Source organism: Mesorhizobium sp. M1217, from assembly GCF_040318275.1.
Classification (GTDB): Bacteria; Pseudomonadota; Alphaproteobacteria; order Rhizobiales; family Rhizobiaceae; genus Mesorhizobium.
Genome location: NZ_JAMYMA010000004.1, coordinates 154316 through 169074 on the forward strand (window position 1 = coordinate 154316; position 14759 = coordinate 169074).

14 protein-coding genes are annotated in these 14759 nt (G+C 63.0%); all 14 read left to right on the forward strand.

Annotated features, from left to right (window positions below; all coding sequences use genetic code 11):
• The first annotated feature begins 158 nt into the window (after positions 1-158).
• The 14 genes from NKH37_RS08245 to NKH37_RS08310 all read left to right on the forward strand — a co-directional run bounded on the left by NKH37_RS08245 (position 159) and on the right by NKH37_RS08310 (position 14606).
• The gene (locus NKH37_RS08245) at positions 159-821 is read left to right on the forward strand and encodes a TetR/AcrR family transcriptional regulator (protein WP_353005096.1); all 663 of its coding nucleotides are present in this window, start codon (positions 159-161) and stop codon (positions 819-821) included.
• 111 nt (positions 822-932) lie between these two features.
• Complete coding sequence (locus NKH37_RS08250; RefSeq protein ID WP_023718497.1) at positions 933-1796, forward strand: TauD/TfdA dioxygenase family protein; 864 nt, start codon at positions 933-935, stop codon at positions 1794-1796.
• Positions 1797-1820: 24 nt separating this feature from the next.
• Positions 1821-2768, forward strand: a complete 948-nt coding sequence (locus NKH37_RS08255) for a carbohydrate ABC transporter permease (RefSeq protein ID WP_353005098.1) — start codon at positions 1821-1823, stop codon at positions 2766-2768.
• Positions 2758-3594, forward strand: a complete 837-nt coding sequence (locus NKH37_RS08260) for a carbohydrate ABC transporter permease (RefSeq protein ID WP_353005099.1) — start codon at positions 2758-2760, stop codon at positions 3592-3594. The genes NKH37_RS08255 and NKH37_RS08260 overlap by 11 nt, the downstream gene beginning before the upstream one ends.
• Positions 3595-3622: 28 nt before the next feature.
• Positions 3623-4912, forward strand: a complete 1290-nt coding sequence (locus tag NKH37_RS08265) for an ABC transporter substrate-binding protein (RefSeq protein WP_353005101.1) — start codon at positions 3623-3625, stop codon at positions 4910-4912.
• A gap of 396 nt (positions 4913-5308) precedes the next feature.
• The gene (locus tag NKH37_RS08270; protein WP_353005102.1) at positions 5309-6847 is read left to right on the forward strand and encodes an ABC transporter substrate-binding protein; all 1539 of its coding nucleotides are present in this window, start codon (positions 5309-5311) and stop codon (positions 6845-6847) included.
• Positions 6848-6961: 114 nt separating this feature from the next.
• Positions 6962-7903, forward strand: a complete 942-nt coding sequence (locus tag NKH37_RS08275) for an ABC transporter permease (protein WP_353005104.1) — start codon at positions 6962-6964, stop codon at positions 7901-7903.
• The gene (locus tag NKH37_RS08280; protein ID WP_353005106.1) at positions 7903-8766 is read left to right on the forward strand and encodes an ABC transporter permease; all 864 of its coding nucleotides are present in this window, start codon (positions 7903-7905) and stop codon (positions 8764-8766) included. Before NKH37_RS08275 ends, NKH37_RS08280 begins: the two co-directional genes overlap by 1 nt.
• Positions 8766-9989: an amidohydrolase/deacetylase family metallohydrolase gene (locus NKH37_RS08285; protein WP_353005108.1), complete on the forward strand. Its 1224-nt coding sequence runs from the start codon at positions 8766-8768 to the stop codon at positions 9987-9989. The genes NKH37_RS08280 and NKH37_RS08285 overlap by 1 nt, the downstream gene beginning before the upstream one ends.
• Positions 9986-11005, forward strand: coding sequence for an ABC transporter ATP-binding protein (locus NKH37_RS08290; protein ID WP_353005109.1), 1020 nt, complete (start codon positions 9986-9988; stop codon positions 11003-11005). The genes NKH37_RS08285 and NKH37_RS08290 overlap by 4 nt, the downstream gene beginning before the upstream one ends.
• Complete coding sequence (locus NKH37_RS08295; RefSeq protein ID WP_353005110.1) at positions 11002-11994, forward strand: ABC transporter ATP-binding protein; 993 nt, start codon at positions 11002-11004, stop codon at positions 11992-11994. The genes NKH37_RS08290 and NKH37_RS08295 overlap by 4 nt, the downstream gene beginning before the upstream one ends.
• A 13-nt stretch (positions 11995-12007) precedes the next feature.
• Positions 12008-12499: a RidA family protein gene (locus NKH37_RS08300; RefSeq protein ID WP_352639600.1), complete on the forward strand. Its 492-nt coding sequence runs from the start codon at positions 12008-12010 to the stop codon at positions 12497-12499.
• Positions 12500-12527: 28 nt separating this feature from the next.
• Positions 12528-13727, forward strand: coding sequence for an aminotransferase class V-fold PLP-dependent enzyme (locus NKH37_RS08305; protein WP_352910053.1), 1200 nt, complete (start codon positions 12528-12530; stop codon positions 13725-13727).
• Positions 13728-13784: 57 nt separating this feature from the next.
• A complete protein-coding gene (locus tag NKH37_RS08310; protein WP_352910051.1) occupies positions 13785-14606 on the forward strand; it encodes an IclR family transcriptional regulator in 822 nt (273 codons plus the stop codon).
• The last annotated feature ends 153 nt before the right edge of the window (positions 14607-14759 follow it).

Here is a 14759-nt window from a genome sequence, read left to right on the forward strand (position 1 = left end):
CGCCAGTGCGTAGAAAGAGACTCTAGTACGACGGGTACATCGCATGGCAATTTGTGATAGCAACGCTGATCGCGTCTGGTGCCGGTCGGTGGGCGGTTGCGGCTCGTTCCGGCATAGTGATCGTCGCGGCAGCGAGCGGCATGAATTTCGGAAGGCATATGAGAGCCAACACTTCAGGATCTCCCGGTGACGAGGCGCACTCTACGCGGACCAGAATCAAAGAGGTCGCGGCCGAGTTCTATGTCCTGCGCGGCCACGATGGTTTCAGCTTCGGCGATATAGCGACGGCAATCGGCACGACGCGCGCCAACATCCATCATCACTTCGGCAACAAGCGTCAGCTGATGGAGGAATTGATCGCAGACTTCGCCGCCAACGCCGAGGCCCGCATCAAGCGCTTCTGGACGACCCCCGATATCCGGTTCTTCGACCGTCTCGATATGCAGCTCGAGGATCTGCGCCGTTTCTACGAACGTTTCAATGCTGAGAAGGGAGCCCGCAATATGTGGAGCCCGCTTTCGCGCCTTCGCCACGACCTCCCGGTTCTCGGCGAACCAGCGGAACGTGCCCTGGAGCGCGTCAACCGGGTCTATGATCAGAGCCTGCGTCATGCGGTAGACCAGGCGGTGAAGGACGGAGAGCTTTCCTCCCACACACTCAGCGACGAGCTCGTGCACATGCTGCGCATTACCCTTCTGTCCTGTCCACCAATGACGCAGGACACCGGAAGCTTCGACGAGGTCGCCAGGACCTTCGCAGCGCTCGCCGCGATCATCCGCGCCGCTTGGCATGATGCGGGGAAGGGCTCGGGTCGAGGCTAGACATCCAGTGGATCAAAGCGAGGGTGAGTTGACAGCCTTTGGCTTTCAAGTTACTTACTTGCAGGTAAGTCAGCCCATGATGGCGACGAGGCGCGTATTAGGGAGGATCACGTGCTGCGCGATGACGCATTCACTCGGTTCGAGGTCAGCCCCTTCACTGGAGCGCTCGGTGCAGAAATTCGTGGGATCGATCTGGCGAGCGCGAGCGAGGATGCCTTCCAGGACGTTCGCCGCGCGCTCTACAAGTATCATGCGCTCGCCGTGCGCGATCAGGAGCTTGACGCCGCCGGCGTCCACAAGGTCGCCCGCCGGTTCGGACCATTTAGCGGCAATCCGGTGCACACGCCGATCGACGGCTTTAACGATATCGTGCGCTTCGTGCGCGAGCCGGACGACACGGGCAAGGTGATCGGCGAGGACTGGCACATGGACCTCGCCTGGCTACCGAAGCCGCCGGGCATTACGATCCTCTACGGTGAGGAGGTGCCGCCGGTTGGCGGCGACACCTGCTTCTCCAGCCTCGAGAAGGCATATGACTCGCTTTCGCCGCGGCTGGTCGAGATCCTGCAAGGCCTGACGGGCGTCCATAGCGGCCGCGGGGTCTTCGCCATCAACGCGGCCCACAGCCGGCTCGGCGTCAAGGCCGATGTCGAGGCGATCGAGAATGCCGTCGTCGAGCATCCTGTGATCTGTCGCCACCCCGAGACTGGCCGGCGCTATGTCTTCGTCAGCAGCGTGATGACCAATTTCAAGGGGATGACGGAGGAAGAAAGCAAGCCGATGATCGACTTCCTGATGGCACGGGCTGTCCGGCCCGAGTTCAACTGCAGGCTGCGTTGGGAACCGAAGACGCTCGGTATGTGGAACAATCCCCATGTCCTGCACACCGCCATCAACGATTATCCCGGATATCGCCGGGTGATGTACAGAACAACGGTGGAGGGCACCGTTCCACTTGCCGCCAGGGACGGCTGACGCGCAACCGCTCAGGGAGGAGCAATGGCATTTGATTCCGAGGCATCCGTCGGCCACAGGGGGGAGGGGACGGCGGAAGCGGCTGGCGAGACCAAGAGGCGGCGCTTCGCGTTTTCGCCTGCCTACCTCTATGCGACGCCCGTGCACCTCCTGGTGCTTGGGATCATCGTGCTCCCCGCCATCTTCGTCCTGTGGCTGAGTTTCGAAGCCTCGTCATTCGGCCAATCGGCAACCTTCGTTGGGTTCGATAACTACATCCGCGTCCTCACCGATCCCTATTTTTGGCGTTCGGTCTGGAACACCGTCCTCGTCGTCGCCGTGGCGGTTCACATCGAACTGCTGCTCGGCCTTGGGCTGGCCCTGCTTTTCGCTTCCGGGCTTCCCCTCCAGCGCGTCATGCTCGTCGTGGTGCTCGCTCCCTACGCCATCAGCGAGGTGACGGCGGTCGCAATGTGGCGCTTCCTGTTCGATCCGGACGTCGGCCCAATCACGCTGATGCTGCGATACACCGGTCTGCCGACGCTCGACTGGACGTTCATCCCTTCTCACGGCCTCGTCCTCGTCGGCCTGCTCACGATCTGGCTGCACCTGCCATTCACATTCATCATCCTCTATGCGGCACGACTCGCGGTTCCGAAGGAGCTCTACGAGGCTGGGCGCACCGACGGGGCCAATGCGTTCCAGCTCTTCCGCAACATCACGCTGCCGCTCCTGGCGCCAGCGATGCTCATCGCGCTGCTCTTCCGCTACATCTTCGCCTTCCGCCTCTTTTCCGAGGTCTGGCTCCTGACCCAGGGCGGCCCGGCACGCACGACCGAGGTCGTTTCCGTTTATCTTTATCAGGAAGGCTTCCGCTACAACTCGTTCGGCACGGCGGCCGCGACGGCGTGGATGATGGTCGTCATCTCGCTGCTGCTTGCGACTGGCTATGTATGGCGGCTGCGCAAGGAATCCGTGGCCAATGCGTTCTAGGCGTCTCGCCATCGGTGCCGGAAAGATGCTCGCTGTTGCGGCAATCGTCGTCTGGTCACTGTTTCCGATCGGCTTCATCGTGCTCTCGTCGTTCAAACCCGGTCGCGAGATTTTCGCGGTTCCACCGGAGCTCTTCTTCGAACCGACCTTCGAGCACTACGCCTCGCTGTGGCAGCGCTGGCCGGCCTTTTTCGACGGGCTCGTCAACAGCCTGGTCATCAGCACCGGGGCGACGGCGCTTGCCGTCATGGCAAGTCTGCTCGCCGGTTTTGCCTACTCACGCTATCGGGGCGTCCGTTTCCTGGAAGGATCGGTGATGTTTCTGATCGGATCGCGGCTGATCCCGCCGATCGTCGTGACGCTGCCACTGTTCCCGGTCGTCAATCGGCTCGGGCTCAACGACACCCATCTGGTGCTGATCCTGCTCTACGCGACGTTCTTTGTTTCGCTCGGCACGCTCTTGATGCGCACGTTCATCGATCAGGTACCGCGCGAACTCGACGAGGCGGCTGTCCTCGATGGCGCGCGGCCGCTGACGATCCTTGTGAAGATCATCTTGCCGCTCGTAGCGCCCGGCATGCTCGCCGTCGCCGTCTTCGTCGTCGTCTTCGCGTGGAACGAGTTTCTGTTCGCCTATATCTTCACCGCCAACCACGCCAAGACCGCGCCTCTGGTCCTTTCGGAGATGATCAGTTCGATCGATGGCGTCGACTGGGGCGTGCTCTTTGCTGCCTCTACCGTCCAATTGCTGCCGGTTCTCGTCTTCGTGGTCCTGATGAACCGGTTTCTCGTCGCCGGATTGACCGCCGGCGCGACCAAGGGGTGACGACGTCACCGAGAAAGGGAGGAAGACAATGCCTTTGCACATGACACGCAGGGCCCTGCTGACGACCGCGATGGCCGCCGGCGCGACGGGCGCCTTGGGTCGGTTGGCCCATGCCCAGGCAAAGACGCTGAACGTGCTTTGCCATCGCGTCCACCAAGCCAACCTGACGACCGGTGCCGCCGGCGATGTCATCAGGCCCTGGGAGGACAGGAACAACGCCCAGATCTCCTGGACCACGCTCGACAGCAATCCGCTCCAGGACCGGCTATTCCGGGAGGCGAGCCTGAGCGAGACCGACTTCAACGTCGGCTATATCATCGACAACCGCATGACGTCGCAGATCGCCTCGCTCTTCGAGCCGCTCGACCACCTCAAGAAAGCCGAGCCGATCGAGGATTTCGACGATATCGCCGAGGGCCTGCGCCAATCGATGACCGTCGGCGGCAAGCTCGTCGGCATCCCCGTGCGCCATGCCACGCAGGGGCTTTTCTACAACGAGGAGCTGCTTCAGGAGGCCGGCATTTCGTCGCCACCGAACACATTGGAGGAACTGGTCGAGCAGGCGAAGAAGCTGACCTTCACCTCCAAGTCCGGCACGCCCGTCGTCGGCATAATCCTTGCGAGTGACCTCGCTGTCTTCCCGGTCATGTTCGCCCGCGCTTTCGGCGGCGATTTCATCGACAAGCAGTTCCAGGTGGTCCCCGATCCGGAGGCGATGGAAAAAGGCCTGTCCGTGCTTGCCGACCTCTTCAAGGCCGGCGCGCTCCCCCGCAGCTATGCCACAACGCGCAACGACGACATGGTGACGTGGACGCAGCAGGGGCGCGCTGCCTTCGCGGTGCTGCCTTTCGCCCGCTACGCGCAGCTCAACAACAAGGAACAGTCGACCGCACCGGGAAAGATCAAGGCGATCGAGTTCCCCGGCTCCAAAACCCTCGGCAGCGGTCACGAAATGCATCCGGTCGTCGAATCCTGGGCGATGGCCATTCCCGCCAATTCGACGGACAAGAAGCTCTCCTGGAGCTACATCCGTTTCGTAGCGAGCAAGGCGGCCACACTCGACATGGCGCGCAACGGCAATGGCCCCGTCCGCACCTCGACCTATGCCGAGCCGTCGTTCGCCGGGTCGTTGCCGCAGGCGAAGGTCGAGGCTGCCGCGCTCGCCAAGGCGCGACCGGCCTTCCCGGCTTTTCCCGAAGCCGCTCGCGCTCAGTCGACATTTCTCGAGGAGGTTCAGCTCGCCGTCCTCGGTCGCAAGAGCCCGAAGGAAGCGGTCGCCGCCATTGTCGATCGCGTCAAGCCGCTGATGCCAGCTTGATCGTATGGACTGACGTGGCCATGTCGCCTGCTACTTGCCAGGCGACCAACCGGCGAGGATCAGCGCGGTCGTAAAGTCGTCGTCGGGTGAGGCGGTGTTCCATGGACCTGAGTTCGATCGCGCGAGCTCAGGACTGCTTAGCAGTGCGCTGGCGGCAGACAGCAGGTTCAGCGCGCCGCCACCGATATCCCACCACGCGGCCTAGGCGCCTGGGCGATCGCGTGATGCAGGCCTGTGGCAAGGCCACGCCTTGGCGCACGAGGATCATCAGCGACTCCAGCCGCGCGACGTCCTCTGGGCGAAAAAAGCTTGACGACATCATATTCGGATGCGTTTACTTCGTCCGTAACTAGGATATAAATTCCATTACTATGGAACAGAGCGAAGGGAACCAAGATGAAGCGTTTCTTGCAAATCGTCGCTTCACTCGCCGCGCTTATGCTGCCGGCGACAGGCGCTGCCTGGGCCGAGCCCGCTAGAGGTGGAGTGATTGATGTGGCGACCATTGGGGAGCCGCCGACACTGGATCCGATGGCCTCGACCGCCGATCTGGTTGGCATTGTCACGCAGCACATCTACGAGACGCTCTATACCTTCGACAAGGACTGGGGCATCACGCCGCTGTTGGCCGCCGAAATGCCACAGATTTCACCGGATGGCCGTACCTACACCATCGCGCTCAGAACCGGCGTTAAGTTCCACGACGGCAGCGATATGAATTCGGCCGACGTGGTCGCTTCGCTGCAGCGTTGGATGAAGATTGCCACGCGCGGCAAGCAGGCAGCCGAAGTCATCGCCACGGTCGACGCCGTTGACGACCACACCGTCAAGCTCACCCTGAAAAAGCCGTTCGCGCCACTTCTGTCGCTGCTCTCACTCAACAATGCGGCCGCAATCATCATCCCGTCCGAAAACGTGGGACAGGAGCCGCTGACCAGCTTCGTCGGTACCGGCCCCTATATGTTGAAGGAACGCAAGCCGGACCAGTACATCCAGCTTGCCCGGTTCGACGGCTACAAGTCGCGCGACGGCGAACCCAACGGCTATGGTGGCGCCAGAAAACAGTATCTCGACGAAATCCGTTTCGTGCCGGTTCCCGATGCGAACACGCGCGTCGAAGGCGCTGTCTCCGGCCAGTTCGCCTATGTTGACTCGCTGCCGGTCGAGTCCTTTGACAAGATCTCGGGTGGCAAGACCCAGCCGGTCATCTTGAAGCCGTTCGGTTGGCCGGTATTCGTCCTCAATACCAAGCAGGGGCTGAATTCCGACATTCGCATCCGCAAGGCGATACAAGCAGCGCTGGCGCCGAACGACATGCTGCTCGCCGCATTCGGATCGAAGGAGTTCTTCGCAGCCGACGGCGACATGTATCCCGAAGGCTTTGCCTGGCACACGGACGCCGGCACCGAGCCCTACAAGCCCGATGGCGACACTGAGGCGGCTGCGGCGCTGCTGAAGGAAGCCGGCTATGACGGCAAGCCTTTGCGCATCCTCACCAGCCGCCAATACGAGTTCCACTACAAGCTGGCGCAGGTCGCGGCCGAGTATCTGAAAGCCGCCGGCTTCCAGGTCCAGCTCGACGTGGTCGAATGGGCGACGCTGACAAAGAACCGCACCGACCCGGCGCTGTGGGACATCTACATTAGCCACAGTCCGTTCCTGCCCGAGCCGTCGCTGACCGGCATAATGTCGGACTCCTCTCCGGGTTGGTGGGTTTCGGATCGCAAGCACCAGGTGCTTGAGACGTTCAACGCCGAAGCCGATCCGGCCAAGCGCGTCGCGCTGTTCGCAGATGTCCAGAAGGCGATCTACGACGAGGTTCCAGCGTTCAAGGTCGGCGACTTCAACGCCTTGGCCGCCCAGGCCCCCAAGCTGAAAGGCGTGACGCCGGCGCCATGGCCCTATTTCTGGAACGCTTATCTGGAAGGCAACTGAGACGGCTCCTCCCACCTTCCGCCTCAACCCAAGGATAGGCGGCCGGGTGCCGGCCGACAAAGAACCGTGGCGCCCGGCAAACCGTTCGGTGATTGCTCAGGGACTATAACGCAGATGCTGCGCTCAATCCTCAACAGACTTCTCGGCATGATCGTCGTCATGGCGCTGGTCGTCACGATCGTGTTCGTCATCGTACGGGTGACGCCCGGCGATCCGGCGGCAGTTATGCTGGGTCCAGACGCCACGGCCGCCGATATAACCGCGCTGCGGTCCAAGCTCGGGCTCGACGGTTCCATCCTCGAACAGTTCGGGCGCTACGTTCTCGATGTCGTCCAAGGCGACTTCGGCCAGTCGATCTTCCTCGGCGAGCCGGTCACGACCGCGCTCGCCCAACGCGCCGAACCGACCTTTTTTCTCACCGTCTTCTCCCTGGTGATCGCGACGCTCATCGCGCTGCCGGTCGGAATCCTGTCGGCCTATAAGCGCGGCTCTATCTTCGACCAGGCGGCAACTACCATTGCCATGTTCGCAGCCAGCGTGCCGAGCTTCTGGCTCGGTCTTTTGTTCATTCAGTTCTTCGCCGTGAAGCTCGGCTGGTTCGACACATCCGGCTATGGCGGGCCGGGAGCTTCGTTTGCCGACCGGCTTGATCATCTGGTGCTGCCGGCGCTGGCGCTCGGTCTCATAAGCTCGGCATTGATCACCCGCTTCACGCGCGCCTCGATGCTCGACGTGCTCAATGACGACTATGTGCGGACCGCCCGGTCCAAAGGCATGAGCGAATGGCGTGTGGTGCTGAAGCATGCCTTCAGAAATGCCTTGATCCCCATCCTCACCGTCATCGGCCTGACCGCGGCACTGCTCATCTCCGGTGCGGTGGTGACCGAGACGGTGTTCGGTCTGCCCGGCGTCGGCAGCTTGGTCGTCTCGGCGGTGTTACGGCGCGACTATCCGGTTATCCAAGGCGCGCTGCTGGTCATTGCCGGGCTGTACGTCCTGGTCAATTTCGCCATCGACATGCTCTATCTGGCTGTCGATCCGAGGGTTCGCTACTGATGGCCGCTATCTCGGTGCCGCTCCAGGCGGAGCCAAATATGCTTTCGCGGCTGACGACCCGGCCGACGGCGGCGGTGGGCATCGCCGTACTGATCGCCATCGTGCTCGCCGCGATCCTCGCGCCGGTCATCGCCCCCTACGCACCGACCAAGCTCTCCATTGCCAGTCGCCTGCATCCGCCGAGCCTCGACCACCTGTTCGGCACCGACGATCTTGGGCGCGATATCTTTACCCGCATGCTCTACGCCGCGCGCACTTCGCTGGCGGTCGGCTTTGCTGTCGTGATCTTCGCCTCGATCATCGGTGTCGTTTTGGGACTGACTTCCGGCTTCTTCAGAAGGCTCGACGCGCCGGTGTCGCGGTTGATCGACGCCATGATGGCTTTTCCCGACATATTGCTCGCAATTGCGCTCGTGGCCGCACTTGGCGCTACCGCCGTCAATGTCGTGGTCGCCCTCGGCGTGGTTTATGCGCCGCGGCTCGCACGCGTCGTGCGCGCCTCGACGCTGGTCATTCGCGAACTGCCCTATGTCGAGGCGGCCCGCGCACTCGGCGTGCCGACCCCGATTATCCTGGTGCGGCACGTACTGCGCAACGTCACCTCTCCATTGCTGGTGCAGGCAACCTTCATCTTCGCCAACGCCATCCTGGCAGAGGCCGGTCTGTCCTTCCTCGGCGTTGGCATATCGCCCGACATCCCGACCTGGGGCACAATGATCGCCACCGGCCGTCAATACATGGATCAGGCCGGCTGGATCATGATGTTTCCGGGCGGCGCCATCGTCATCACCGTGCTGTCGCTGCAGCTCGTCGGCGACGGCTTGCGCGATCTTCTCGACCCTCGTCTGGCAAAGGACATCTGATGTTCAGCAATCGCTCTTCCCAAACCGAAAGGCCGCTGTTGATCCGGGGCGCAAAACCAGTCGGCTTCGGCGGCGAATTTGGCCAGACGATCGACGTGCTGATCGGCAAGAATGGCCGTATCGCCGAAACCGGTTCGACCATTGCCGCCGGCGAGGATGTGAAGATGCTTGACGCCAATGGCGCGTTCCTGTCGCCCGGCTGGACCGATCTTCACGTGCATGTCTGGTACGGCGGCACCGACATTTCGCTGCGGCCGCAGCAATGTGGCGCCGCCCGAGGCGTCACCACGATGGTCGATGCCGGCTCAGCCGGCGAAGCCAATTTCCACGGCTTTCGCGAGTTCATCATAGAGCCGGCGCGAGAGAATATATACGCCTTCCTGAACATAGGTTCGATCGGTCTCGTCGCCTGCAACCGTGTCAGCGAGCTGACCGACATGCGCTCGATCGACATCGACCGCACCATTGCAACCGTCGAGGCCAACCGCGACGTCATCGTCGGACTGAAGGTGCGTGCCAGCCACGTCATTACCGGCGGCTGGGACCTGACGCCGGTCCGGCTGGCGAAGAAGCTCGGCCGCATCCTCAAGCTGCCGCTGATGGTGCACGTTGGTGAGCCGCCGCCACTCTATGACGATGTTCTCGGCCTGCTGAGCGAAGGCGACATCGTCACTCATTGCTTCAATGGCAAGGCCGGCGGCTCGATCATCGAGGACGACGATCTTTATCGGCTCGCCGAGGATGCGGCGCAGCGCGGCATTGTGCTTGATGTCGGCCACGGCGGCGCCTCGTTCTCCTTCGATGTCGCCAAGGCGGCGCTCGAGCGCGGTCTGCCGCCGAAGACGATCTCGACCGATCTGCACAACCGCTCGCTCGACGGCGCGGTGTGGGATATGGCAACCACCATGTCGAAGCTGTTGTCGCTCGGCATGGCATTCGACGATGTGGTGACGGCCTCGACGACGGCGCCGCGCCGCGCCATCCGGTTGCCCGCCGACGGACTGCTGGAAAAGGGCAGGCCGGCAGAATTCACTTTGTTCGACCTCGCCGACGCCGAGCTCACCGTGAAGGATTCGCAAGGGGCGACAAGCACGCTGCACCGGCTGTTCGAGCCTCGCCACGCTATCCTCGGTGCCGAGGCGATCATTGCCCACCGCCACCTGCCGCCGGAAGGTTCTGCGGGCAGTGTGCACGTCTGTCCGCATTGCGGGTGGAAATCATGAGCGGCGCGATCGCCAGCGACGTCATCCTGTCGGTTCGGGACTTGCGGACCTGGTTTCAGACCCGCCGTCCTACCGCCAAGGCGGTCGATGGCGTCACCTTCGACCTGAAGCACGGCAAGACGCTGGCCGTGGTCGGAGAATCCGGTTCCGGCAAGTCGGTGACCAGCCTGTCGATCATGGGCCTGCTGTCACGGCCCGGAAGGATCGCCGGCGGCCAGATATTGTTCCGCGACCGGCAGGAGCGTGTCCACGACCTCGCCGGATTTACTCAGAAGGAATTCCGCAAGGTCCGCGGTCGGGAAATCGCGATGATTTTCCAGGAGCCGATGACCAGCCTCAACCCGCTCTTCACGGTTGGCGATCAGATCGGCGAAATGATCGCGGTGCACGAGCCGGTGACCCGGGAGCAAGCGCGCAGCCGTGCGCTCGCCATGCTGAAGCATGTCGAGATTCCGGACGCCGTCTCGCGGCTCGACGACTATCCGCACCAGATGTCCGGCGGCATGCGCCAGCGCGTCATGATCGCCATGGCACTCGCCTGCAGTCCGTCGCTGCTGATCGCCGACGAGCCGACTACGGCCCTCGACGTCACCATCCAGGCGCAGATCCTTGATCTCTTGCGTCGCCTGCAGGTCGAGATGGGCATGTCGATCCTTTTCATCACCCACAATCTTGGTGTCGTCGCCGAGATCGCCCATGATGTCGTCGTCATGTATGGCGGCCGTGTCGTCGAGCAGGCACCGGTCAACGACCTGTTTGCGCACCAGCGCCATCCCTACACGAGGGGGCTGCTGGCCTGTACGCCCAATGCCGCGCGCGACATCGGTGACAACGGCAAGCGCCGGGCGCTCTATTCCATTCCCGGCAGCGTGCCGCCGATCACCGCATTGCCGCCGGGTTGCGCCTTCGAGCCGCGCTGTGACTTCGCCATTGCGCCCTGTCGCGCGGCACCGCCGCCATTAATGCCGGCAGGGCCGCATGGCGCTTCCCGTTGCATCAGGAGTGCAGAGCTGTGAGCGCCGGGGTGATACCAAGTCGTGCGGCGACTGCGCCATTGCTCAGCGTGCAGGGTCTGACAAAGCACTTTCCCGCCCGCAATGGCCGCATCGTTCATGCTGTCGAGGATGTCAGCTTCGATGTCGGACGCGGCTCGACGGTCGGGCTGGTCGGCGAGTCCGGCTCTGGCAAGACCACCGCCGGGCGCGCCATCCTCAGGCTGGTGGAGCCGACCAGAGGCAAAGCGCTGTTCGACGGCGTCGATCTGTTTTCGCTGTCCGCACGTGAAATGCGCAGCTACCGGCAAAAGCTGCAGATCGTGTTCCAGGATCCATTCTCCAGCCTCAACCCGCGCATGCGCATCGCCGCCATCATCGGCGAGGCCCTCGACGCGCGCGGCTTTCCGCGAGGCAAGCGACGTGCCGACAGGGTCGCCGAACTGCTGACCCTGGTCGGCCTGTCGCCTGATCACGCCACGCGCTACCCGCACGAATTCTCCGGCGGCCAGCGCCAGCGCATCGGCATTGCGCGCGCGCTCGCCGTCGAGCCGGAATTCGTCGTCGCCGACGAGCCGGTCTCGGCGCTTGACGTGTCCGTGCAGGCGCAGGTGCTCAACTTGCTCGGCGAGTTGCAAAAGCGGCTCGGCCTGACGCTGCTGTTCATCGCGCATGACCTCTCGGTGGTCGAATACCTTTGCGACGAAGTGGTGGTGATGTATCTCGGGCGCGTCATGGAGCGTGGTCCGAGCCGTCTTCTCTACGCCGCGCCGCGGCACCCATACACCAGGGCATTGCTGGCGACAGCACCCGTGCCCGACCCGACCCGCCGCCGCACCCACGTCGCCTTGCATGGTGATATCCCAAGCCCGATTGACCCGCCTTCCGGCTGTGTCTTCCGCACGCGCTGTCCGGAGGCAATTGCCGCCTGCGCCGGGATCATTCCGCCCGTCGACGATATCGGCGGCGGGCATCACGTGGCCTGCATCCGGCACAACGAAAAAACGATCTGATTGGAGTCTGTGTATGACTTTTTCCGAGCTCATGAAGCGACCGGAAAGCACGCCCTACGACCGGCTTTTGGCGCTTGGAATAACGCTGCCCGAGGCGCCGCCGCCGATCGCCAATTTTGTCACACACGTGCAGGAGGGCAAGCTGCTGTTCCTATCCGGCCAGGGGCCGAGTGAGGCCGACGGCCGGGTCTATACAGGCAAGGTCGGTGCCGACGTGACGGTCGATCAGGCCTATGCCCATGCGCGGCTGACCGGTGTCAACCTCATTGCCGTCATGCAGGCAGCGCTCGGCGATCTGTGCCGCGTGCGACGTGTGGTAAAGCTGTTCGGCATGGTAAACGCCACGCCGGATTTCGCCGACCACCCCGCAGTGATCAACGGCTGCTCGGACCTGCTCATCGACGTTTTCGGCGAGCGCGGCACCCATGCCCGCTCTGCGGTCGGTCACGGATCACTGCCGGGAGGGATCAGCGTCGAAATTGAAGCCGTCATCGCCGTTGATTAGTCGCATCGAATAGTCGGAGCACAAGACCATGCCTGTCGAAGATATCCGCAGCCAGTTGGGCCTCAGGCCCGTCATCAACGTCTCAGGCACGATGACCTCGCTCGGCGCCTCCATTGTCGTTCCCACGGCTGTCGAGGCTGTGTCCGGCATTCTCACCGAGTTTGTCGAAATGGCCGATCTGCATCGCAAGGCCAGCGCCGTGATCGCCGAATTGACGGGCGCGGAGGCCGGTTTCATCACCGCCTCCTGTTCCGCGGCAATCAGCCTGGCCGTGGCGGCCAGCATGACGGGCCCGGACCTTGCCGCGATCGAACGGCTGCCGGATACCGCTGGACTGAAAGACGAGATCGTCATCCAGTCCGGCCACATGGTCAGCTACGGCGCACCGATCGAACAGGCGATCCGTCTCGCCGGCGCCAAGGTCGTGCCGGTCGGTCAGGCGACCAGCGCCTCGGCGTATCAGCTCTCAGGCGCTATCACCGAGCGCACTGCTGCAGCAATCTACGTCGTGTCGCACCATGTCGTCGAGTATGGGCAAATCCCGCTGAAGATGTTCGTCGAAACCGCCCGTGCACGCGGGGTCCCGGTCATCGTCGACGCAGCGTCCGAATACGATCTGGCGGGCTTTCTCGCCAGCGGAGCCGATCTGGTGCTGTATTCGGGTCACAAATTCCTGGGCGGCCCGACATCCGGTATCGTCGCAGGCACGAAGGCGCGGGTGCGCGACGTCTACTTGCAGAACCGGGGCATCGGGCGCGGCATGAAGGTCGGCAAGGAAGGCATCGTCGGTGCGCTCGCTGCTCTCCAGGCCTGGAAAACGCGTGACCATGCGGGTATTCGCGCTCGCGAACGCCGAGCGCTCGACTGCTGGGCGCAAGCACTCGAGGGGCGGCCTGGCGTCACCGCCGCTATCGTACCCGACCCGACCAGCAATCCGCTCGATCGCTTGAAGGTGTGGGTGAATGCCGCCGAATCGCGCATTACAGCCTGGGATCTGGCCGACCGGCTGGCAGCTGGCAATCCGCCGGTGGTCGTCCGCGATCATGAAGTCGAGCACGGCTATTTCTTCCTCGATCCATGCAATTTGCATCCCGACGAAGAATTCATTGTGGCGGCACGGCTTGCCGAGGAGCTTGATGGCGCGCGCAAGTCGAATGCGATCATCGCCACACCATGGAACGAGCGTCTCATGGCCCGCGAGGCTGCGATCCTCAACTGGCCGGATTGAGGCTGGCTGTGGTAAATGCCCCGGCTGCCTTACAGTGCCCGCAAAACCGAGAATGCCATGCCCACGATAGCGCCCGACCTGCACCTGAACCCCGCCGAAGACCCGCGGGAACCCCGCCGCTCGCGCACCAGCGGTATCGACCGTGCGCTGCAGATACTCGACTATCTGCAAAAGCAGGGGCGGCCAGCAACTGCATATGAGATAGCGCACGACATCGGCGCCCCCCTGTCGACGATCTACGTCATCGTCGACGATCTGGTCGAAAAGGAACTGCTGGACCGCAAGGACGGCGGCCTGCTCTGGCTGGGTCCGCGGCTCTATCAGTACGGCCTGACCTACGCTCGCACATTGGACCTGCTCAATGTGGCAACGCAGGAGATGCACGAACTGGCTCAGAGTTCGAAAGAGACGATCCAGCTATGCGGCCGTGACGGTGACCATATGGTCGTGCTTGCGATGGAAGAGGGCAAAGATCATTTCCAGGTTACATCTCGCGTCGGGACCCGGACGCCGCTGAACTGGACCGCGTCGGGCCGGCTGCTCGTCGGCCATTTGCCGGAAGCCGAACGCCGCGCCATTTTCGCCCGATCCGCGATCGCCTCTCCGACCGGTCGAGCCGAGACGGACGAGGATGTGCTCGCTCGGGCGGCCGCCACAGCACTGGAGCTGGGCCTGTCCATCCAGGCTGGTGAATCTGACTTTTCAGTTGCCTGCATTGCGGCTCCCATCCGTGACAATCAAGGAGCCTGCCGTGCGACGATCTCGATCGTCGTCCCGGATATGAAGCTGAAGCAAAAGAACCCGGATTTGATTACGATGGTCAAGACCAGTGCGCGCCGCATCGAGTCGCGGCTGGGTTGGCGAGCCGACCGGCCATAACGAACGCCCGGCGCGAGTTGGCAAAATCGCGGGATGGTGCGCTTCTGCACATCCCGCTCACCGAACCAGAAATGATCCCATTGGGCTCAGCAGCCCGTCCAGACGAAAATTTGACGCATTGAACCGACGGGCGCCGAGTCTCCAGCCGTTCCA

What these genes read in the sequence shown, in the direction of transcription:
- NKH37_RS08260 (WP_353005099.1), top strand. Translation starts at nt 2,758, where the DNA reads ATGCGTTCTAGGCGTCTCGCCATCGGTGCCGGAAAGATGCTCGCTGTT.
- NKH37_RS08275 (WP_353005104.1), top strand. Translation starts at nt 6,962, where the DNA reads ATGCTGCGCTCAATCCTCAACAGACTTCTCGGCATGATCGTCGTCATG.
- NKH37_RS08265 (WP_353005101.1), top strand. Translation starts at nt 3,623, where the DNA reads ATGCCTTTGCACATGACACGCAGGGCCCTGCTGACGACCGCGATGGCC.
- NKH37_RS08310 (WP_352910051.1), top strand. Translation starts at nt 13,785, where the DNA reads ATGCCCACGATAGCGCCCGACCTGCACCTGAACCCCGCCGAAGACCCG.
- NKH37_RS08255 (WP_353005098.1), top strand. Translation starts at nt 1,821, where the DNA reads ATGGCATTTGATTCCGAGGCATCCGTCGGCCACAGGGGGGAGGGGACG.
- NKH37_RS08305 (WP_352910053.1), top strand. Translation starts at nt 12,528, where the DNA reads ATGCCTGTCGAAGATATCCGCAGCCAGTTGGGCCTCAGGCCCGTCATC.
- NKH37_RS08245 (WP_353005096.1), top strand. Translation starts at nt 159, where the DNA reads ATGAGAGCCAACACTTCAGGATCTCCCGGTGACGAGGCGCACTCTACG.
- NKH37_RS08270 (WP_353005102.1), top strand. Translation starts at nt 5,309, where the DNA reads ATGAAGCGTTTCTTGCAAATCGTCGCTTCACTCGCCGCGCTTATGCTG.
- NKH37_RS08290 (WP_353005109.1), top strand. Translation starts at nt 9,986, where the DNA reads ATGAGCGGCGCGATCGCCAGCGACGTCATCCTGTCGGTTCGGGACTTG.
- NKH37_RS08300 (WP_352639600.1), top strand. Translation starts at nt 12,008, where the DNA reads ATGACTTTTTCCGAGCTCATGAAGCGACCGGAAAGCACGCCCTACGAC.
- NKH37_RS08285 (WP_353005108.1), top strand. Translation starts at nt 8,766, where the DNA reads ATGTTCAGCAATCGCTCTTCCCAAACCGAAAGGCCGCTGTTGATCCGG.
- NKH37_RS08280 (WP_353005106.1), top strand. Translation starts at nt 7,903, where the DNA reads ATGGCCGCTATCTCGGTGCCGCTCCAGGCGGAGCCAAATATGCTTTCG.